The organism is Anaerococcus senegalensis JC48 (assembly GCF_000321005.1).
GTDB lineage: Bacteria > Bacillota > Clostridia > Tissierellales > Peptoniphilaceae > Anaerococcus > Anaerococcus senegalensis.
In genome coordinates, this window is record NZ_HE578907.1 from 1018714 (window position 1) to 1041796 (window position 23083).

Annotated in this window: 14 protein-coding genes; 1 reads left to right on the plus strand and 13 read right to left on the minus strand. The window is 30.3% G+C overall.

All coding sequences use genetic code 11. The annotated features are described in order from the left end of the window. Nucleotides 1–21 precede the first annotated feature (21 nt). Complete coding sequence (locus tag ASHG_RS05070; protein ID WP_040397937.1) at nucleotides 22–873, minus strand: MerR family transcriptional regulator; 852 nt, start codon at nucleotides 871–873, stop codon at nucleotides 22–24. A 717-nt stretch (nucleotides 874–1590) separates the two neighbouring features. Between ASHG_RS05070 and ASHG_RS05075 the strand changes: the two genes are divergently transcribed. Then, nucleotides 1591–1878, plus strand: a complete 288-nt coding sequence (locus ASHG_RS05075; protein ID WP_425277228.1) for an ATP-binding cassette domain-containing protein — start codon at nucleotides 1591–1593, stop codon at nucleotides 1876–1878. A 436-nt stretch (nucleotides 1879–2314) separates the two neighbouring features. Here the strand turns inward: ASHG_RS05075 and ASHG_RS05080 are convergent, their stop codons facing one another. From ASHG_RS05080 to glyQ, 12 genes are all read right to left on the minus strand, one after another. Further along, complete coding sequence (locus ASHG_RS05080) at nucleotides 2315–2617, minus strand: ArsR/SmtB family transcription factor (RefSeq protein WP_040397938.1); 303 nt, start codon at nucleotides 2615–2617, stop codon at nucleotides 2315–2317. A gap of 100 nt (nucleotides 2618–2717) precedes the next feature. Continuing rightward, nucleotides 2718–5558, minus strand: coding sequence for an SIR2 family protein (locus tag ASHG_RS05085; RefSeq protein ID WP_040397939.1), 2841 nt, complete (start codon nucleotides 5556–5558; stop codon nucleotides 2718–2720). Nucleotides 5559–5624: 66 nt separating this feature from the next. Beyond that, nucleotides 5625–8654 (minus strand): type I restriction endonuclease subunit R, EcoR124 family, encoded by a 3030-nt coding sequence (locus ASHG_RS05090; RefSeq protein WP_040397941.1) that lies wholly within the window; start codon nucleotides 8652–8654, stop codon nucleotides 5625–5627. 8 nt (nucleotides 8655–8662) lie between these two features. Then, nucleotides 8663–9850, minus strand: coding sequence for a restriction endonuclease subunit S (locus tag ASHG_RS05095; protein WP_040397943.1), 1188 nt, complete (start codon nucleotides 9848–9850; stop codon nucleotides 8663–8665). Further along, the gene (locus tag ASHG_RS05100; protein WP_040397945.1) at nucleotides 9847–11439 is read right to left on the minus strand and encodes a type I restriction-modification system subunit M; all 1593 of its coding nucleotides are present in this window, start codon (nucleotides 11437–11439) and stop codon (nucleotides 9847–9849) included. Before ASHG_RS05100 ends, ASHG_RS05095 begins: the two co-directional genes overlap by 4 nt. 186 nt (nucleotides 11440–11625) lie before the next feature. Next, nucleotides 11626–14550 (minus strand): NACHT domain-containing protein, encoded by a 2925-nt coding sequence (locus tag ASHG_RS05105; protein ID WP_040397947.1) that lies wholly within the window; start codon nucleotides 14548–14550, stop codon nucleotides 11626–11628. Between the two features lie 306 nt (nucleotides 14551–14856). Continuing rightward, nucleotides 14857–16635 carry a DUF262 domain-containing protein gene (locus ASHG_RS05110; RefSeq protein ID WP_040397948.1) on the minus strand — a complete coding sequence of 593 codons (1779 nt, stop codon included), beginning with the start codon at nucleotides 16633–16635 and terminating at the stop codon, nucleotides 14857–14859. Between the two features lie 570 nt (nucleotides 16636–17205). Next, the gene (gene guaA, locus ASHG_RS05115; protein WP_040397949.1) at nucleotides 17206–18741 is read right to left on the minus strand and encodes a glutamine-hydrolyzing GMP synthase; all 1536 of its coding nucleotides are present in this window, start codon (nucleotides 18739–18741) and stop codon (nucleotides 17206–17208) included. 9 nt (nucleotides 18742–18750) lie between these two features. Beyond that, nucleotides 18751–19266 carry a GNAT family N-acetyltransferase gene (locus tag ASHG_RS05120; protein WP_040397951.1) on the minus strand — a complete coding sequence of 172 codons (516 nt, stop codon included), beginning with the start codon at nucleotides 19264–19266 and terminating at the stop codon, nucleotides 18751–18753. A gap of 45 nt (nucleotides 19267–19311) precedes the next feature. Further along, nucleotides 19312–20124 (minus strand): pyruvate, water dikinase regulatory protein, encoded by an 813-nt coding sequence (locus ASHG_RS05125; protein WP_040397952.1) that lies wholly within the window; start codon nucleotides 20122–20124, stop codon nucleotides 19312–19314. Nucleotides 20125–20132: 8 nt separating this feature from the next. Further along, complete coding sequence (glyS, locus tag ASHG_RS05130) at nucleotides 20133–22202, minus strand: glycine--tRNA ligase subunit beta (RefSeq protein ID WP_040397954.1); 2070 nt, start codon at nucleotides 22200–22202, stop codon at nucleotides 20133–20135. After that, nucleotides 22202–23077, minus strand: a complete 876-nt coding sequence (gene glyQ / locus ASHG_RS05135; RefSeq protein WP_084689283.1) for a glycine--tRNA ligase subunit alpha — start codon at nucleotides 23075–23077, stop codon at nucleotides 22202–22204. Before glyQ ends, glyS begins: the two co-directional genes overlap by 1 nt. Between the last annotated feature and the right edge of the window lie 6 nt (nucleotides 23078–23083).

The following is a 23083-nucleotide window of genomic DNA, read 5'->3' on the forward strand; positions in this document are numbered from 1 at the left end:
CAAGTAAGTGCTTACCTATGATTATTGATATTTATTATTTAGATACTGTTCATTTGCCTTTATAAGCTTCTTATAGTAATTATCATAGCTTTTGCTAAATTTTCTAATAAGTGGAATTCCTATTTCATAATATTGATTTTCATTCATAAAGTTTTTAAGCTTATCCTGAATCTGTTTCATCATGCTATTTTGATACTCTTCACTATTTTTATAGCTTTTATAATGAGAAATTGCATCTTCATTATCTTTCATCCACTTTTCTGGATTCTCAATAGCATCGAGTTTAGCTTGATTTATATCCTTTAAAGTTTTCATATAAAAGGGTGAGCTAATTTTCTCAATATATTTTTTCTCTTCTTCAGTTAATTCAAACAAAGGAAGCTTATCAAGATAAGCTATATATTTGTAAAAAGAATTCTTACCATCATTTTCTAATGGATCATTCAAAAATGGTTGATAGGCAACAAATAATATTTGTCCAAAATATCCTGGAAAAGCAATTTCTAGTTTTTCATATATAGTTTCTTTGATCTCAAGTAGTGAAACTTTCTCATTGATTAGTTCATCGCTTTCACCTTTAACAATCATTTCTAGTATTACTTTTCTTTTTTCATCAAGGTCCAATTGATGCTGCTTTTCCCTTAAAACAGAAGATAGAGTATGGCCATCTGACAATATACACTGATAAATATCTGAGACACTCATTCCCAATTTTCTAAATATAGATACCTTTTTCAGAATTTCCAAATCCTTAGTACTATAGTCTCTATAACCATTCTCAGATTTCGGAGGATGGATAAGTCCTTTATCCTCATAATACTCTATTGCCTTCCTAGTTAGACCCGTTTCTTTTTGAATTTCACTTATTAACATAGTTTCTACCTCCTTTGATTAAAGGATAACACGGTCCCCAACGGACAGGTCAAGCCCCATACACTATATAAAATTCCCACTTATTTATAAACGAAAACAGTGCTCAATATTTTTGAGAAGTGCTTACTTTCTTTTCGTTAAGCCTTATTCAAATCAACACTCAAACCGACATTTTATTGTCGCATTATTTATTTGTTTGCTAAGTTATATAAAATATGTACGCAAAAAGACCGCAGCTTGAAACTACGGTCTTATTTTTGTCCAAATGTAAACAACTTGGAACTATTATTCAATTATTCTTTTTTTCTTCCAGTACCATTTGAGTACCAATAGCCATTTTTTATTCTCTTTATAGCTTGTAATTAAGACATTTTAGAAAATTTTACGACTAACGAAAACCGCAGTTTCACTGCTCTCCGTGCTCCGCACTATTTTTCGGGTAAAATTACCCAATCAAGGATAATTTTACTCCCATTCTTCTTTTCCAAACATACGATATATACCAAATCATTCAAAATACTAGATTCTATTTTTTCTAATATCAATAAATTCACCTAATTATAGGACGTTTTCAGATTTTTAGTTCCGTCCCAGTCCCAGTACCGGACAATAAAGGCAAAAACAATCTATTAAATTTTTAAAGAATCTTATCTTCCTTATGGAATCCTTAAATTTGTATTTTATACTAAGTTTATAAAATGAATAGGAGGTTCATTTATGGACAAATTTATATTAGAAACAAAAAATCTAACTAAAACCTTTGTAAACCAAAAAGCAGTAGATAATATTTCTTTTAAAATAAAAGAAAATTCTATCTATGGATTGCTAGGACCTAACGGTGCAGGTAAATCGACTACATTAAAGATGATTACTGGAATGATTCATAAAACATCTGGTCAAATCTTTTTTGAAGGTCATGAGTGGAGTCGTGACGATTTATCAGATATGGGTGCCTTGATAGAATACCTGCCTTGTATGAGAACTTATCAGCTAGGGAAAATTTAAAAGTAAGGACACTCCTACTAGGGTTACCAGATTCTAGGATTGATGAAGTTTTGGAAATAGTTAGTTATCGCTTATCTTGTAAGTTTGTTTATAAGTGGTAGAATGTGCCTTAATTCCAAGGATCAAATCACTAAGTTTATCATAAGAACTATCTAATCACTTTATATACTCAAAAGAAACAAACTTTAGTATAGGTATATTACCTAAAAATAAAACAAATCCGTTTTCCCTTATACCTTGACCTAGAGTAAAAATAAAAAATAAGCCTATAGCCAAAACCCCACAAGAAAACCCAAGAAGTCTTTTGAGTAATTAAAGCAAAGATAAAAAATAACTAGGACTAAAATAAGACCAACACCTAAGATAAATGGACTTTTCTTAATCCTATAAATATTCCCTCTAGCAAGTTTTATATTATATAATATTTGCTTTGGATTTACTCCTTGCAAATACAATCATCTTGGATATGAAATATAAGCTTTAGGCTATCCTCAATCTCATCCAAACTATCCTTATCTAAAGAGTAGAAAGTATTCTTACCATCTCTCCTGCTAGTTACAAGACTGGCTTCTTCGAGCTTTTTCATATCATAAGATAAGGTAGGCTGAGCAATATCAAATTTCTCAAGAATATCACAAGCACAAAGCTCATCACAAGATAACATATCAATAATCTTAAGCCTCTTAGGATCAGAAATCACTATTATCTTTTTAGATAAATTTTCATAATCAACACTCATAATCCACCTCATATAGAAATATTTCTATATATTGTTTTACTGGTGGATTGGGTAGTGTCAATGGGGATGTAATAAAGATATAAGAGGTGAGAATAACTTCTCACCTATTTTGTTTTAGTTTTATCAAGTATTCCTTATATTCTTCAAAAGCATTAATTTGATCTCTATCTTTAATGTAGTTATTTTTAAAATATTCTAAATCAACACGATGCAGTATATTGTCTATGGATTTAATACTATAATTCTCTAGTATAAACCAATCAAATTGAAAATCTACTCCCTCTACACTTTTAAAATTTATATCATTTATTATATCTTCCTTGTCAAAATCTTTATGAACAAAATGTCTGTACAACCTATTAATAGAAAGATTTTTATTAAAATTTTCTATTATAATTCCTTCTGGAGTTGTAAAATTTGAATAGGTTATTAGTTGGTTGTAAACATCCTCCTTATATTTATTAAAAAAATCATAATCTTTTAGAATAACCAATGATAAGAATAATATATTACAATCATCTATATGTGATTGGGAATATTCTAATAATAATTCTTCTAATACTGAGAGAATATCTTGATTAAAATAATTAACAAGCCCTTCAAAAATAAAGTCAATCTGCTCTAGTTCTTTTATATTCTTCTTACCAGATTTAATTAAATATATATCTTTATTTAATTCGCTCATATTAAATATTACTTCAATCGTTTTAAACTTGTTTATATAATCTAATATTGAAGTAGTTCCATTTATATAAAATCCATATTTAGGATATCCAATTTTAAAATTTTTTTTATCATTAATATATATAAGATTTAAATTATTACTTAAAATATCTACTATCTTTGTATATTCTTCAAATGATATATTATCTAAATTCATGTATATTAATTTTAATAGGATTTTATTTATTTCTAAAGTATAGGTATTAAATACCTGCATACTCTGTAAAACTTCAATTAATCTATTGGGATCATTTAAATCAATATAAGATAAAGAAAATATATAATTATTTAAGTAATATAACTGTCTCAAATTTATACTATTTTCATTAAATAAATATATTAAATTTAATATTTCATTAATAAGATAATCATAAGCTTCTTCTGTAATTCTTATATTATTAATTTTATTTTTATCTAAAAATTCCCTAAAATATTTCCTATCAATATACTTAAATACATAAATAACATCTTCTTTATCAAAGATACTATATACAGATGAAAAATGCATATTATCATTATCTAGTTTTGATAATGTATGTGAATAAATTAGTGTTTCAAAGTAAATATTAACTATACTACGAAACTCATTATAATGCCTTATAAATATTCCATTGCAGTCTATGAATTGATTTAAACTTATAAATTCATTTTTTATTTTCACTATATTTGAATCATTTGATTCGTAATTATGGTATCGTTTAGAACTATCATGAGACTTTAACCAATCTAGTTTTATGCTTTGATATCGATCATATATCCTTCTTTGTTTCCTATATAAATACCTGAAGTTAAAAACTTCATCCCTTAAGAATAAGATTACTTTTCTATCATTATTTGTAGATAATCTAAGTATATTATCTAAAACTTGGCCAAAATCATCTCCCAAATAGTAATCTTTTAGATTTTTATCTTTTGAAGAGTCTGAGCTATCTGTTTTATTGCTTTTATTATTTTCCAATTCTTCTTCCAAGTAATTATAATTCCGTTTTTTATTATTAATATTATCAATATTAAACAAAGCTATTAAATAATTTATATAATCTTTACTTTTTAAAAATTTATTCGCTAGTATCTCTAATTCTTCTTCAGCAGATTTGTAGTCGCCCTTATCATAAAATTTATAAGCAGTGTTGAAATCACCATTCTTTTCATATTTTCTATTAGAATCTAACTCCTCATTAAATAAAAATAAGCTATCCGTTTTTGAGCTCAAAAATTCTTTAAGTTTCAATTTTGTATTTTTGTCAATTTTGGGAGGGGTTTCATCATTATATTCAAAAATAAAATGGTGTAAGTTCATTTGACGTTTATATTCAACATTATCAACTCCATAGTTTATAAGATCGCTATATTCAATAAATTTCAAAGAGTTAAAAGGTTCGATCTCTTTATAAATATCATAGTAACTTTTAATTCCATTTGATATACATTTTAAAAACTCGTAAGTTCTTAACCCTTTTTCACTTAATCCATATTTTAATTTTGTTTTAGTGGATTCGCCTCCAATTACTTTTATATTTAAATTGTCATAATATCTAACCTCGAATTCATTTAGATTATCAGTAGTAAACAGATAAGCATTATTGACATTATTTCCTAGCTGATTTGAAATTAATCTGTAAATCGAATTAAAAGTTGTATCTGATAGTGAGTATCCTATAAAAAGTAACGTATTGTTAACTATAAGTGATTGTATAAGATGAGATATAACTGGAAAATCATTATTATAATTATAGTAATCATCTTCTTTTAACACAAAATTCCTCTCATTAATATCCCCATGCATTTTTATTATATAATTACCTAGTTTAGAATTTGGTACGTCTGAATCTTTTTTTATGACTTCATATTTTAAAATCCCTGAATTTAGTTGATCTTCTAGTAATGTATCATAGTTGGTAGTTATGATATGCTTAGGGGCAATTCTGTCTATTTGTTTGTGGATAAGATTAGGTTTAGCGTTATGTTCATTAAATGATTCTAAAATTTTTTCCTCATACTTAATTTTTCCAAAAGTATTATAATAATATTGAGGAATTTTTAAGTAGTCTAATTCATAATTATTTTCTTCTCCATATAGATCATCTCCAAAACTTTTGATAACCTCTCCCCATAATGGATAACCTGAATCTTTTGATATTCCTGCTCCTACAAATAGTATTAGCTTATTAGCTCTTGCAGCTTCAATTATATGATCAATATGTGTGTCTGTATACATTTTAGTCCTTTCACTATATAAAGAAACAGTATTTTAGTATATTTTTATAATATTTTAGATATTCCCCTAGTCCAAGTACCCCAGCACTTCCCCTTCCACAAAATCAGCTGCAGCAGTTCTTATTAGCTTTCTATATCTTAAAAGACTAATATTTTCTCCATTTTCTTTGTTGTAGGCGTCTTTGTCTGCGTTTTTTATTAGCTCATCTTCTCCTAGAGGTTTGTTGTTTTCTTTTTTGTCTTTGTAGTTGATAGTGTAGAATACCAAGTCGTCTACCTTTACCTTGTAGTGGTCGGCGAATTTATTTATTTTTTCTTCTATGATTTGATTTATTTTGATTCTTGCCAACTCTTCGATATTTTGATCTACAAATTTATCTGGATCTTTTGTCATTTCTTGATAAATTTCTCTGTAGATTTCTGCTTTTTCTGGGTTGGTTTTTGATAGTTCTTCTATCGTTTTTTCTATTTCACTATCTTGTTTTGCATCATTACTTGACCTATTTTTGGCCTTTTCTTGCATGAGGTTTGCTAGATAATTATAATCTATGGTTCCTTGGTGGATTGAGATTGGTTCATAGTACAGGTCTAGTGGGAGATTAATGTCTGTTTCGTCTGTTGTTGGTAGCAATGCTTTTATATAATTATATTGGTCAAAATATTTTTCCAAGGTCTTCTTATCTATAGCGTTTTTGTAATATCCTTCATCCTCTTCATATTCACTGTAGACCATTACAGATGCATTGGCCTTGTCGAATTTTTGAAAGGCCGAAACAAATTCAACCATTTTTTCTATGCCGTACTCGATCTCTGGGCTTTCTACTAGCTCATAGGTCAATAGTTCTTTTACACTTTGGTCAAATTTCTCTTTGGATTCTTCATAGGTCGGTGCAGTCACATAGTTTTCCCCACCGTTTGAATAAAGTTTGAAGGCATTTTCGATTGCTTCTTCATAGGCTTTTGGCGTCCTAAATGTTATTATTTGCCCATAGGCCTTACGGTCATCATATAGTCTATTGGTCCTAGAAAATGCTTGGATAAGCCCCTGAGGAGTCATAGGTGCCCTGTCTATCAAAAGTAATGACATACTTGGAGAGTCAAATCCTGTTAGGAGCCTATCGACCACTATAACTATATCCACCTGCTCAGCTCTAGACTTATACTTATCTTTTTTCCTGGCAAGCCTTTCGTTTAGGTTGCGGTTATAAGAGCCTATGGTTTCTAAGGAGAAACTTGTTCCATATTCATCATTATAGTAAGCCAAGGCTTCTTTCATAGCTTCGTTGTTTTCTATTATTCTTTCATCATTTTCTACAATAGAATATGTCATGGCAATCTTTGGGAAATCAGCCACCATAGACTTTATCCTATCGGAAACTTTCACCTCAGACCTAGCCTCAATCACTTGTCTAAAGAGCCTATAATAATCCTTAGCATCTTTGATAGATGATGTGGTAAGTATGGCCCCATAGGTCTTGCCTCTACCCCTATCTAGGGCAAATCTTCTGGCCATTCCATTAATAATTTTGTCTATAACAGCAAGCTTGTATTCATCATTTTCATAAACCTTGTCTGGTATATATGGCTCTAGGTCCTCTCTCTCGTATTTGTAAACATCCATATCTGGCTTAACATTTGCCACTATTTCATATACACCTTCGCCAATCATATCCATATTTTCTACTTGAAAGCCTAGCACTGCCCCATCACCTATGGCTTCCTTGACTGTGTACTCGTGAAGCCTTTTGCCAAATTGTTCTTCTGTAGTCTGTGGCAAATTTCCCACGGCAGCCTTTTTGTTTTCAGCAAAAATCGGTGTTCCGGTAAAGCCATACCACAAGGAATTGATGAAAAATTTCTTCAAAATATTTTGCTGGGATGGAGATATAGCCCTGTGACATTCGTCTATAACAAAGGCTATTTCTAATTTCCTAAGCTTATTTACCTGACTATCTGTTAACCACTTATCCCTGTTATTAATCATATAGTTAAGCTTTTGGACAGTTGTCACCACCACCGACCTATCATCTGATAGGAGATGAGATTTCAAATTTTTGACATTATCAGTTGATTCTATATCCACAGTATCGTTGGCAGCATAGGCCAAAAAGGAAGATGTGGTTTGCTGGTCCAAATCCACCCTGTCTACTATAAATATTGTCTTTTCAATCCTTGGTATCTGATATAGATTTCGACTGGCCTTGTATGAAGTTAAGGTTTTACCAGAACCAGTTGTATGCCAAACATATCCAGACTCGTGCTTACTTGCCGCCTCTTTCAAGGCCTTGATGGCGTGGATTTGGTAAGGGCGAAGGATTATAATATTTTCTCCCTCATTATCTAGCACACTGTAGTGACTGATTAGCTGGTGAGCTTGGGGAATGGAAAGGACATCTCTGGCAAAGCCAAAGAGGTCATCCACTGAATTATTATCCCTATCATTCCATCTGGTCAAAAACTTTTTGTTAAGCTTAGTATCAGTATTGGCAGCAATGTATCTGGTAGTCGACCCATTGGAAATCACAAAGCATTGAAGGCAGGAAAAAAGTCCTCTGTACTTATCAGTTGCTATGTAGTTTTTGATTTGATTGTAGGCATCCATATGAGAAACTGATCTCTTCTTTAGCTCTATTTGGATAAGGGGAATCCCATTGATAAGGAGGGTCACATCAAAACGAGCGTCTCGGTCTAGACCCATGGTCTTTGGGGCGACAAATTGGTTGATAACCTGGTAGACAGAAGATCCACCAGCCACATCCTCTCTTTTGAATACTACAAGTCTGACGGTACCCAGGCTGGCATCTTCTCTTTGGACAGAGACTTTTGCTATGCCATTTTCCCCAACCAAGAACTTACCCGCTTCATAAAAGGAAGAAAAAGTCATGGCATTTTGGATTTGGCGAAACTCAGAATCAGTCAAAGGGTAGTCTGCAAGGACAGACTTGTTGTTAGTCTCAAGTATCCTTCTAAAGTTATTCCAAAGGTCCTCATGAGTCTTGATAGATGGCTCATAGGTCCACTGGCTCTTGCCTGAAATAAGCTGGTTAATCAGGTCTTTTTCTAATTTTAATTCATCATCAAATTTTATCTCTACCATAACATCTCCTATACAAACATCTTTTGGAGTAGGGATTTTTTCATCATTTTATATGACTCTAGTAATTTTTCTTCGGCCTCGATTTGGCCGTCTAGGTTTTTAAAGAAGTTTCCTATTTTTTCTTGTTCTTCTATAGAAGGAATTGATAATTTTATTTCATAAAACTCATTAATTTCTAAGTTTCTTCTGACAACACTAGCGCCTTGACTTGAAGCATTTTTGTAGTTTTCCAGCATGCGCTTTGTTCTAATCTGGGGTTCTATAAAGTTAGGCTCTAACTCATTTATTTTAAATGTGTAGTAGCTTGGGGATACTATACCATCTTCTAAATTATTAAAATTTATATTTCCCAACCATAAATTTTGAGGAGACAAAACCAAATCATTTTTATATATTATTTTATAACCAGCATTAGTAGCAACACTAACATTTCTTTCTCTATAAGTCATCCCATTGTTAGTGCTAGATAACATTACTAATTCATTTTCATTATTTGTTTTTACTTTATATTCTTTAAGAAATTCTTTAAATTTCACAGTTTTCCACTCTCCATCAAATCCATCAAACCTAAAGTCAGGGACAAGCTTGTCTTTTTTAGGGAACATTTTTTGGACCATGGATTTCTTGTAATCTCTCATCTTGGCAACTTTACCTTCTTGGATTTCGATTAGGTAATCAATATTTTTAAATAAATCTCCGATTTTTTCTTGTTCTACAAGATTGGTAGATGTTACTAATTTAGTATTGCTGAATTCAGTCTTATTGATAATTGGCATTGTTTGTGTTGATACTATTTTAATTATCTTATCAGAATTATAATTGAGAAGAGTGAATACATAATCCTGATCATAGTTATTATTAGATACAACGCTGTTAATTTGTTGGTTAGTAGCCATATCAATAGGGGCTTGTGCCATTTTTCCTACAGTCGCTCCTATACTAACAAACAAACTTGAACCCTTGGGTAATAATCTAGATTTCTTGAAGCCTTGTTCGCTTAATGTTTTATCAGTGTTTGTTATATAACGTTGTCCATACATATCACTAGGTGAAGCAAACAAGTATTTACCATTATAATTAGATGCATCCGATGTTTTTGGGGTTGTTCCAGTGATTACACTTCCTAGAGTTCTAATCTTCTTTTCTTCCCACTCCCCATCAAAGCCAGCAAACCTTAGCTCTGGAACCTTTCTCATAGGTCTCCTCCAAGGATTTCCATAAATCCTTCAAGCTCCGCCTTGGCCTCATCTGTATTTGCCACAAGGTTTTTCATATCAGCTAGGATTTCTGCTTTTAGCTTATCAGCTTCTTCATTGATAGACTTGATATCTTTTGATACTTCTGCCAGATCTATGGGATCTTCTTCTTCGAAGGTGTCGACATATCTTGGGATATTTAAGTTGAAGCTATTTTCTTCTATCTCATCAAACTTGGCCAGGTGGGCGAATTTGTCAATTTCTTCCCTGGACCTTAGGGCCTTGTATATCTTTTGGATATTGTCTTCGGTTAGTTCGTTTTTGTTGCCTTTTTTGACAAATTCGCAGCTTGCATCTATGAAATAAACACTTCTGTCTGTCTTGTCTTTCTTTAGTATTATAAGACTTACTGGAATTCCTGTAGAGTAGAATAGATTTGGAGCAAGGCCTATGACTGCATCTATGGATCCATTTTCTAGCATGATTTTCCTAATCTTTTCCTCTGCCCCCGACCTAAAGAGCACTCCATGTGGGAGGAGGATTGCCATAGTTCCTGTGTTTTTTAAGTGGTAAAAACCATGGAGGAGAAAGGCAAAGTCCGCCCTTGATTTTGGTGGAAGGACTCCGTATTCAGAAAATCGTGGATCATCCAAAAATCCCTTGCTCGCATCCCATTTGGCAGAATATGGCGGATTCATCAAAACAGCATCAAAGTTAGTTGGCTCATCTACTGGCCAATCATCTGATAGAGTGTTACCTTGGTTTAAGCTCTGATACTCTAGTGGCACATCGTGGAGGATCATATTCATACGAGATAGGTTGTAGGTAGAATTGTTTAGCTCCTGACCAAAATATCTAATTCGATTTGCTTCATTGGAGAAGTTTCTTACATTTAAAAGCAAGGATCCAGACCCAAGGGTCGGGTCAAATACAGTTAAACCCGCCTTATCTTCTTTGCCATCCATAGCTATCATAGCCATAAGCCTTGATACAGGCTGTGGGGTATAGAATTCTCCTGCTTTTTTGCCTGATTCTGAAGCAAAGTTTGCTAGCATATATTCGTAAACATCACCAAGGACATCGCCAGAATAGTTTGCAAAATTGACTTCTGCAAATTGCTTCATAACATTTGATATGCGTTTGTTCTTCTCTTGGGGAAGCTTGCCTAGCTTGTTTGAGTAGAGGTCTATATCTTCAAACAATCCATTGAAGTCCTTATCAGCTCGCTCGATTTCATTAAAGGCCTGGCCAAGGTCATCTAGTTGGAAGGTGCCTTCTTCGATTTGCTTTATAAAATTAGTAAAGGTATGGACTGGGGATATTACAAAGGAAAATTTATTCCTAAGCTCATCAACAATAAGGTCAGCATCATCTCCTTGCATCTCTTCTTGATAAATTTGCTGAATAGTTTTAAGGTCGGCATCATCAACTTCAAGTAACTTGCCAACCTCATCAAGCATCTTATCTGATAAATATTTATAAAAAATTATTCCTAATAAATAGTTCTTATATTCATTGGCATCCATCTGAGACCTAAGATCATCAGAAGCCTGCCATAGTTTTTGGTAAAGATTAATAGTAGTTTCCATATATACACTCCTTGTTAGTATAATTATAACAAAAAAGGCTATTTTTAGCTAAAAAAAGCAGAGTAAGTTTTAACACTAACTATGCTAGTAGATCCAAGTTTATGGGGTCTCCTTATAACTCCTCTTTCTTATTTAAGGGACTTAGATTAAATCACTTATAATAAGCAACTAAAAAAAGTATACATCTCATTCAAATAAATTTTTAAACTCTTCTTGTAAATCATCATATACACGGTCAGTTAGCGGAGTATTTCCGACATTTCTATATGAAAATAAGGTCATAGTAAAACCTGTTGAAGCCAGCGTTTCTTTTTCACATACTTTTCCATGTTTTTGAAAACTACATCTGATATGTTTAAATATTTCTTCATCACTAATCTCTAATTCTTGTTGTTGAATAACAATATCAGGTGTATTGTCTTCATTCTGATCAATTGCAATTCTATAATACTTTATACTTGGTTCAGAAAATCTTCCATCACTATTATCATGAAATTTTAAATGTACTCTATACTTATAGGGATAATCTCTTGAAAGAGAAAAATAATTTTTCATAGAAGGAAAATTTCGATTTACCATTTCATAAAAACTTTCTTGCCTCCACAAAAAATATGTTTCAAGACGATTTATAACTTGTTTTTCTGAAAACAAGTTCCAAACGTATCCTGATTTCATAGGTAAGTCCGAAGGTGGTAATGAGAGTTCAATATCAGTTTTATTCTTTGCTACAAGATAATTTGTTATTTTCTGCAATTCAAGAACATTAATATTACCATATTGTATCTCTACTATGTCCCCTACATGTGACCATTTATTAAAAAAATCTAACGTTTCTTCAATATAATCTTTTGCCCATTCTGAAATTTCTCTAACCGACTTATCTTTAAATATTTTTTCATTTCTTATCAGCGAACGAAGTTTTTCATAAATAATGTAATCACTCTCATATAAACTTCGTCGTTCAAGTGCCCTAGTGATGTTAGAATAAATTTCTTCGTTTGCAACATGCCTAGATGTGTCTCCCATTAATCGAGATGATTCTAAATTTATATATTTTTTAGTTATATCACGTCTTTCTATAGCAGCTCTTCTTTGAAAATCTCTATATTCAGCAGAAATATCCTTCAATTCAATTAATTGGACCGATTCTGAGCTATTATCTTTCCAATCAAACCAAAAATCTAGTCGTTTTCTATCAGATGATATACTCCCAACTAAACATATCTTTTTACCCTGGCTTGAACTTTCATTCTTACTTTTGAATGGTGGAAAGATTTCATAAATATCATTAAAATAATGTTCAATAATAAGCGTATAACTTCGATACAATGTATGAAGATAAAGCTTAGAATATTCTTCATGATTAAGTTTCATTAGTTTATTAGATAAATCATTTTTTAACTTAACACATTGAATATAAGTTTTTAAGTTCATTACTAACATCATATCTAAGAAAACATTTTGTTCATCAATATCTGATATAAGTCCTGAAGCAAAAATCATAACTTCTTGCCAGTTCTTATTTCTCATTAAATTTTTATAAATATTTCTATCATTATCCATATTAAAAGTTTTCACCATATAATAAGCAGCAAAAAACTCTTTAAATTGTTTATGAGCAAAGGATATAGTCGAATCAATTTTAAAAATATCGATTCTAAAAAGGTCATAAACTGTGATTGCGGTATATTCGCACTGCTGAGAAGTAAAAAACTCATCAAATTCTGAAATAGATAGGGCACTTTTATCAAAAGTATTAAATGCCAAACCTCCTATCGTCATTAATACATCGAAATAATTCTTCACTACTGTTTCAGGAAGTAGTTTCTCTTTATCTCTTTTGTAACAAACCTCTTCAAAATAAGCATTAAACAATTGGCTTCTATTATAAAATTTTGTATTAGAATCTTTTAATACCTCAATTCCAATATTTAAGAATAAAGGATTAGTAAATAACTCATAATAATCATGTTGGATAGGTATTTTAATATTGTTTTTATCGAGCTCTTCACGAATTTGAGTTTGAGACAAATCTTTAATTTTGTACTCATGAACATTTTGAATATTCCCATTATAAGAGTTAACTCTTGAAGTAATATAAAAATATGCATTGGTATTACACAAAAGGTCATTTGCTTCGGAATAGAATTTAATTCGATTATTTATATCTACTATTTCATCAATCCCGTCTAATACAATAATAATTTTTTTATCACATAACTCCTTTTTTATTTTTTCGTCCGTAATTCCTTTCCAGAAAGGGGCTAATATAGATTTAATATAGTCAAATATTGAATCATAAACTATCCCATATTCAAGCAATTTAACAAAAATCGGAATGTAATCACTATATGTTTCATCCATACATAACTCTTTAATTAAATTTATAGACTCGTACGTCTTTCCCGATCCTGGATCTCCTAATAATAGGATACGCTTATCTCTTAATAAAGAATCAATTGAAGAATATAGTTGATTGTCTTTAGTATAAATATCTCTAGCTAAATAGCTTGTTTGATCTATAAAAAGTGCTGTTAATGATGCTTTATAAGCTTTCAAAGCTTCATCATTATCAATTTGAAAGCTTTGATTTTTTTGATCACCCAAACTTGTTTCCATTACTTGGATAATTTTCTGATTTTGTTCACTAATAACCTTAAGCTGCTCTTGAAGTGGTTCTTTTATATTTATTACAGCTAAGCGTACAGTTTCATCATGAGAAAAATCATTAAAAGTACTCAATACTATTTCAGACAAGTAATACAAGTCTTCGTAAATTAGATTTTTTTTAGTAGTTAGTTCTTCGTTCCCATCAATGAATTTCTCTAGAAGAAATTTTAGATACGTACTAATTGATTTATATGTAAATTCTTCTGGGTAATAGCTAAAGTTCACTAAATTTTGAACAAAATTCTCACTAATTAAAAAAGAATCTAATTGGTTCACATAGTCTAATTCTATATATCTATTATTCCCTATATCTTGCACTTTTTTCAATAATGCTTTTTTTGCTTTATTCTTTTTAAAGTGAAAAGAAATTTTATTTAATATTCCTTTTCCGCCAGCACAAATAACTTCCTCAACAATAGATAAAACAATTCCTTCGAACATAGGTCCTCCTTTCATCAAATCATTTCAAACGATATAATCTACATTTATTATATCCATATTGTTTTTTATATTTCATGTATATGATTACAAAAAACTAGCTCTAGACTCTTCTTAGAAACAATAAAGAGATCATTTGAGTTAATATTTATAATAATGTTCTTTATTTCAATTAGTTATCCATTTACTATAATTATGAATCACTCATACCATTGAAATATTCAATAAAGTCAATGTTTACAGAACATCGAGCAGTACTATCATTCTCATTTTTCAAATTTTGTCCTAACTAAGTCCCAGTTCTACAAATTACTTTATATATCCTTCCAAACCTCTTGACTTTATTAGTTCAATCGCCTCTCTATCCTCTTTTGTAAGTTTTGTTTTATTTGTATTATTTATGTCAGCAGTCCACAAATCAAATATTTCTAAAATTCTATCAGAAACTCTGATATCTCTTTCCCTTATCTGCTCTAATTTCCAGTCTTTTGAATGAAATTGTGAAATTTCTTGAACCATAGCTATTTTTGATTCTTTATACAGAGCTTTCTTCTTTTCAAAATATCCATTACTAGCCACTATATTTAGCCTTTTTTCAAAAGGTATTTTATTTCCAAGGTGTTCAATAATCTCATTTACCTCTTCTTCTGATGAATTTGGGAAATAAGAGTCCTGCCATTTTCTAGGCAGAATGTGTTCGATTTCCCATTTTCCCGGCAATAGTTCATCTTGTAAGTCTTCATCATAAGCTAGTAATTTTAATAACATCCTAATCACGTTTCTATGAGGATTTTTTAATTCAACTTTTATAATATTTTGATCAACAGCCTTAAATTCAAATTTAGGTTCGTCTCTATTAATAATCTCCGAATTTAAGTTTAGGATATTTTGCTTAACTGCGTTAATTGTTGGAGTCACAATATATCTACTACATAGATTAACAAATAATTTTCTTAAAAAGAAAAGGAATTTATCCTCAAAGTTATCTGAATCTTTATAGCATAAGTAATAAGTAATTACAGGGTATTTCCAAAATTCATTTGGATAAGAAGTAAGAATATCTAATACTTTTAAAATTTCAAAGTTGCTTGACCAAGGTTCACAATCTATTTCTTGTTTATTATTAACTACTGACCAAAAGTTTAATATTGCGCTCAAATCATCCATTAAATCTGGATCATATAGCCTAATAAAATTATTACTTGAATAATATTTTCTTAGACCCGGGGTTGTTGTCTTTCTATCGTTCCCTTTTGCTCGAAGATAAAACATGTAATAATAAAATAATCTTTGAATACTTTCTTCAGCATATTCTGCACCTGCACTAACTTCTTGCCACTTTTGTATAAAAGTCTTTCTAGCTGTAGTATCTTTAATGTTGTTATAAATTTTTGCCTTAAAAATATCTGCATCAGATAAAGGCAATCCCCTATCATTAAGTGTTGAAAAAATCGTAAGTGCAGTATCCTGGCTATCGGCCTTGATAGGAAGAACAATTGCTTTATTTAAAATATTATTTATCATGTGATAGAAAGTTAAAGGCTCATCTTTAGCATACTCATCTATGAGATTTTGTAATAATAAATAATTCCTAGTGTAATTATCCTTAGCACCTTCATCTGCAATACCAGTACTTAGTATGTGATTTAATATATTGTTATACTCTGATTCAAAGACTCTAGACTCTAATAAAGTCTTACTTTTATCTGCTTCACCACTTAATTCATCAGTTTCCCATAAAGCCGGTTCAATCTGGCTTATGAAATTACTTCTCTCTTTGGTATGATCCATTTTTTCAATTTTTGTATATAAAGCTCTTAACAACAAGCATAAAGTTGTAATTCTTTGTTGACCGTCAATTATTTCTTGTTCTTTGTCACCATTGGTATAAGAGACAATTGTCCCAAGAAAATATGGAGAATCAATTCTTTCTTGAGTATATTCAACTAAATCATCAAATAAAGTTTGAACCTCTTCTTCTCTCCATGCATAAGGTCTCTGATATTCAGGAATTACAAATTTTTGTTTTTTACCAGCGTCTAAAAATTCTTTTACACTTTTCTTATTTATTTCTATTGTTGTTGACATATAACCTCCAGAAACTCCATTTTTTAATAAAGCCTATCACAAAATAAATCTGAATCTCTTTATATTGTATCATTAAATCCTATCAAATATATAACAATTCTTTGATATAGCTGACTAAAGTATCATACGTTATCTAGATGATAATAATTTTGACTCATATAGTTTGAAAATTTCTATGAAAAATATTCATATGAGATAAAAATAAAGACCGCAGCTTGAAACTGCGGTCTTATTTTTATCCAAATGTAAACCACTTGGAACTATTATTCAATTTATTCTTTTTTTAAAAATGTTCCCATTTTAATCCCAGTTACAGTTTTTAATCTTCTGTAACCATTGATTTTTGACGTCGTAATTTTATAGAAGTCATTAACTATAATATCCTCTCTAGGCCTTTGGCCTCTCGCTTAGTTTTTCGGACTCAGCTACGCTTTGTCTCGAAAATGACCGATGCTTTTGCATCGGTCACACTTATATGTTGAGACTAACGAAAATCCCGTTTGTTACACAAACTCTTTAGCTGCTACCGCAGCTGATTTCCGGGTAAATCGACCGAAATCAACGGTAGATTTACTCCCATTCAATTGTTCCTGGTGGTTTTGAGGTTATATCGTAGACTATTCTTCCAACTCCTTTTACTTCGTTTATCATTCTATTTGATAGGGTTTGTTGAAGTTCGTATGGTAGGTCAAAAGATTCTACTGTCATTGCGTCTTTACTTGATACTGCTCTTACTACAACAACATAATCATAGGATCTTTCATCTCCTTTTACTCCTACAGTTCTAATTGGAGTAAATACTGTGAAATATTGCCAAATTTCTCTATTTAATCCTGCATTTTTTACTTCTTCTCTAAGTATTGCGTCAGTTTCTCTTACTATTTCTAGTTTTTCTTCTGTTATATCTCCTAAAACTCTAATAGCAAGTCCTGGTCCTGGGAATGGTTGTCTCCATACCATTTCTTCTGGAACGCCAATGCTTTCTCCAAGTGCTCTTACTTCATCTTTAAATAATTCTCTAAGTGGTTCTACTACTCCTTCAAATAGCATATCTTCTGGAAGTCCACCTACATTGTGGTGGGATTTTATTACTGAACCTTTTCCTTTTCCACTTTCTATTACGTCAGGATATATTGTTCCTTGTACTAAATATTTTGCATCACCAAATTTTTTGGCTTCTTTTTCAAATACTTCTATGAAGTGATTTCCTATTATTTTTCTTTTTTCTTCTGGATCTTCTACACCTTTTAGTAAATCAAGAAATTCTTTTGAAGCATCGACCATTTTTACGTTTAGACCAATTTTTTTGTATTGCTCCATAACGGATTTTGCTTCGTTTTTTCTTAATAAACCATGGTCGACAAATATACATTGAAGATCATCACCTATTGCTTTGTGAACAAGTGTTGCAGCTATTGTTGAATCTACCCCACCTGAAAGTCCACAGATCATTTTCTCTCCAGCATATTTTTCTTTTATTTTTTCTATTGTTTCTTTTGCAAGATCTTTCATTATCCAAGTTTTTTCAGCCTTACAAATATTTAAAACAAAGTTTTCTAGCATTTGGAAGCCATATTCGGAATGGGCAACTTCTGGGTGAAATTGTACTGCATAGATATTTTTTTCTTCGTTTTCAAATCCAGCAATTGGACAATTTAATGACCAAGAAATTTTCTTGAAACCTTCACCTATTTTTGTTACTTGGTCTCTATGGTTCATCCAAATTATTGATTCTTGTGCTACATTTTCAAATAATTTTGATTTTTGATCAACAAATAAAGGAGTTTTTCCATATTCTCCTTTTTCAGCTTCTGATATTTCTCCATCAAAGTGGAAAGCTAAGGCTTGCATCCCATAACAAATTCCAAGTATTGGAACGTTTAAATTTAATATTTCTGGATTTAATTTTAAACTTTCATCGCTGTGAATTGATTGTGGACCACCAGTTAAAATTATTCCATCTAGATTTTCTAAATCAAGAGATTTCAAGTCAACATCACAATCATGAAGTGATGCATATACTCCCATTTCTCTTATTCGTCTTACTATAAGTTGATTGTATTGGCCACCAAAGTCCAATACCATTATTTCAGATTTTTTCTCCATCTATCCCTCCTATATATCTCCAAATATTGCAAAATATTTCATGTAATCGAGATTATCCATCTTGTAGAAATTATACTTTGTATCTTCATCATACTTTTTAAAGTGTAATTTATCTATAAGAGTTTTAAAAGATTCATTATTTTTTTCTGATTTAAGAAATACTTCTTGTTTTTGTTCAAGTGTGAAAAAATAATCTATTACGGCTTCTAAAGCTTCTCTACCATATCCTCTATTTCTGAGTGATTTATTTATTATTATATATATTCTAACACCATTTTCACAATCACTTGCCTTTACTGTTCCAATAGAGTCATTCATTCCTTTATTTACTATGTGCCAAAAATTATAATTTTTTTTATTTTCATAGTTTGAAATGCTTGTTTCAATTAATTCTTTTTCATTTTCGACTTTTGACATATAAAAGAATCTTGGGTCTTTTATAAATTCTAAGTTTTTTTCAAGGTCTGCTTCTTCAAACCTTCTTATAATTAATCTTCTTGATAATATTAGTTTTGTATTTTCCATAATTCTCCCTCGCATAAAAAATAAAGCTGCTAATGCAGCATTATTTTATGAGAAATTCTTATTATAATATTCTAGAACATCTGTAGCAGTTTGTTCTATAGTATTTAAAGTTACATCTATAACCTTGCAATCCAAATCTTCAAATACTTCCTTAGCATATTCTAATTCTCTGTTTATTCTTTCTTTATCAAAGTAATCACTTTTAGATTTTATTCCTAAGCCTTTTGACCTATCTTCTCTTATTCTTGATAATTTTTCTGGATCAATTGTAAGGCCTATAATTCTTTTTGGATCTATTTCAAAAACTTCTTCTGGAAGTCTAATTTCTGGAACTAAGGGTAGGTTATAAACTTTATAATCTTTTGTGGCTAAAAGCATAGTAACTGGTGTCTTGGATGTTCTTGATACACCAAGAAGTAAGATATCTGCCTCTTTAATTCCTCTTGTATCCTTTCCATCATCATATTTTACTGCAAATTCTATTGACTCTATCATAGAAAAGTAATCTTTTGATAATTTTCTTGTAAGCTTTTTCTCCCTAAGAGCTTTTTCTCCTGTTACTTTTTCAAATAAGGAAAGAGCAGGTCCAAGTATATCTATTACTTTAATTTCTTCTTTTTTAGCTTTTTTCTTCAAGTATTCTTCAAGTTTTTTTTCAGCTATAGTTTGGATTATAATTGAATCTTTAGGGATTTTATCAACAATTTTATCTATTTTTTCTTCACTATCTATATTAAATTTTCTAGTTACATCAAAATTTACATTTGGAAAATGAGTAAGAACTGATTTCGCAAATGTTTGAGCAGTCTCTCCAGTAGAATCGCTTATTATAAAAACATTCAATTCACCACAAGCCATATTTTCTCCTATTTAACTAAATCTTTAATATTAAATATCCTCGAAATATTTTTAGCAAGTTTATTTAATAGGGCTAATCTATTATTTTTTATTTCTTCATCATCAACCATTATCATTGTATTATCTAAATACTCATTACCAATTTCTCTTGTTGATGCAATTTCTTCCAAAGCTTTTTTGTAAAGTTTTTGACTTAGATATTTATCAATATCTAGCTTATCTATTTCTTCAAAATATTGTTTTTCTAAACCTTGGTCAAGATTTTCTACATTAACATCAATTGATTCGAAGCCTTTTGTAAAATTGTTGATTCTTGTAAAGTAATTTAAAATATCTTCACTATCATCTCTTTCAACAAATTCACCCAAAGCTTTAACTTTTTCTATTACTGAAAGTACATTTGATTCTCCAGTATTTAATACTGCATTTACAAGATCGTATCTATACCCTTTATCATTCATCATATTTTTTAATCTATCAATAAAAAATTCTATTATTTTTTCTAAAGTTTGATTATAATCAAATGAAAGTTCATTTTTTTCAGTATAAACAAATAGGGCATCTTTTACTAAATCTTTTAAGTCTACATCAATTTTTTTATCAGCTATAATATTTATTACACCAATTGCTGATCTTCTAAGTCCAAACGGATCTTGACTTCCTGTTACATAATCTTCGATTATATAATGTCCTGTTATTGTATCAATTTTATCAGCAATTGATAAGACAATTCCTGCAACTGATTTTGGAAGTGAATCTTCTGAGCTTCTTGGTTTGTATGCTTCTTCTATTGCATTTGCAACTTGGCTGTTTTCGCCTGAATTTGTAGCATAAATTCTTCCCATTGTTCCTTGAAGTTCTGTAAATTCTACAACCATTTTTGTAACAAGGTCTGCTTTTGAAAGATAAGCAGCTCTTAGTAAATTATCTGATACATCTTCTCCAAGTTTAAATTCATCTAGATAATTTTTTGAAAGAGAAATTAATCTTTCGGTTTTTTGTTTCATTGATCCAAGACCTTCAAAAAATGTTAGTCTATCTAGTTGATCCACATATTCTTCTAATTTTTTATTATTATCAATATCATAGAAGAATTTTGCATCTTCAAGTCTTGCTGTAAGTACTTTTTTATTTCCATTTATTACATTTTCTTTTGCAAAATCATCACCATTTCTTACAAGCAAGAAATATGGCATTAGATTTTCATTATCGTCTACAATTGGGAAATATCTTTGGTGATCTTTCATTGGAGTAATTATTACTTCTTTTGGTAATTTTAAATATTCATGGTCAAGCTCACCCATCAAAACTGTTGGATATTCAACTATATTTATAACTTCTTCAAGTAAGTCTTCATCTTTTAAAAATTTACCACCAATTTCTTTTGCATAGCGATTAAGGCCTCTAAGGATTATTTCTCTTCTTTCTTTATATGATAATATAACATAGTTTTCTTTAAGTAAATCTAGGTAATTATCAATTTTATCAACCACAATTTCACTTTTTCCTAAAACTCTGTGACCTTTTGTTATATTTGATACTTTTATTCCTTCAGCATCAAAATTCAAAATCTCATCATCTAATAAAGATAAGAAATATCTAATAGGTCTTGCAAATTTAATTGATTTTCCACCCCATCTCATAGATCTTGGGAAATTTAAAGATTTTATAAGATCGTATACATTTTTTTCTAAAACTTCTTTTATTGAAAGACTTTCTTCTTTTTTTTCTACATAAATATATTCTTCGCCTTTAAAATCTTTTATTATTACATCAGAAAGTTCTGCTTTTTGACCTCTCAAAAATCCCAAAAGCGCTTTTGATGGATTTCCTTCATTATCATAAGCTATTTTTTTAGAAGGACCTTTTACACTTATAAGTTCTTCTGATTTATTTTCTTCAAGTCCATCAAGCAAAATTGCAAATCTTCTTGGAGTAGATTCTACTTTTATTTCTTCCAAACTTAATTTATTTTCTTCAATTAATTTTTTGAATTTTTCTTCAAGTTGTTTTTTTGTCGAATTTATATAAGCTGAAGGAAATTCTTCAACTCCTATTTCTAATAAATATTTGCTCATTACTTATCCTTTCTTAAAAGTGGATATTCTAGTTCTTCTCTTTTTTCTATATATGCCTTTGCAACTTTACTAGAAATATCTCTTACTCTTTTAATATAGTGACTTCTCTCTGATGCTGAAATTGCTCCCATTGCATCCAATGTGTTAAATGTGTGAGATGATTTTAATACATTATCATATGCTGGATATACAAGATTTTTATCAATTAATCTATTTGCTTCAGATTCATAAATTTCAAATAATTTTTCCAAAACTTCGCTATCAGCATCTTCAAATGAATATTTTGAATTTTCGTATTCAGGTAATTTGAAAACATCAGAATATTTTAAATTTTCAGACCACTGAATATCAAAAACATTATCTACATTTTGTAAGTACATACAAACTCTTTCAAGTCCCATGGTTATTTCTCCACTTTCAAGCTCGCAGTTTATTCCACCTACTTGTTGAAAATAAGTAAATTGAGTAATTTCCATTCCATCAAGCCAAACTTCCCAACCAAGTCCCCAAGCTCCTAAAGTTGGTGATTGCCAGTTATCTTCTACAAATCTAATATCGTGTTCTTTTGGATCAATTCCAATTACTTCTAAACTTTTTAAATATAAATCTTGAATATTTTCTGGAGTTGGTTTTAATAAAACTTGCAATTGATGGTGTTGGTATAATCTATTTGGATTTTCTCCATATCTTCCATCAGCAGGTCTTCTTGATGGTTCTACATAAACAACTTTCCAAGGTTCTTTTCCCAAAGATCTTAAAAAAGTGTGAGGATTCATTGTTCCTGCACCTTTTTCTGAATCGTAAGGAAGCATAAAAGATGCACCTTGTCCTTCCCAATATTCTATTAATTTTAGCATTAAATCTTCAAAATACATTTTTTC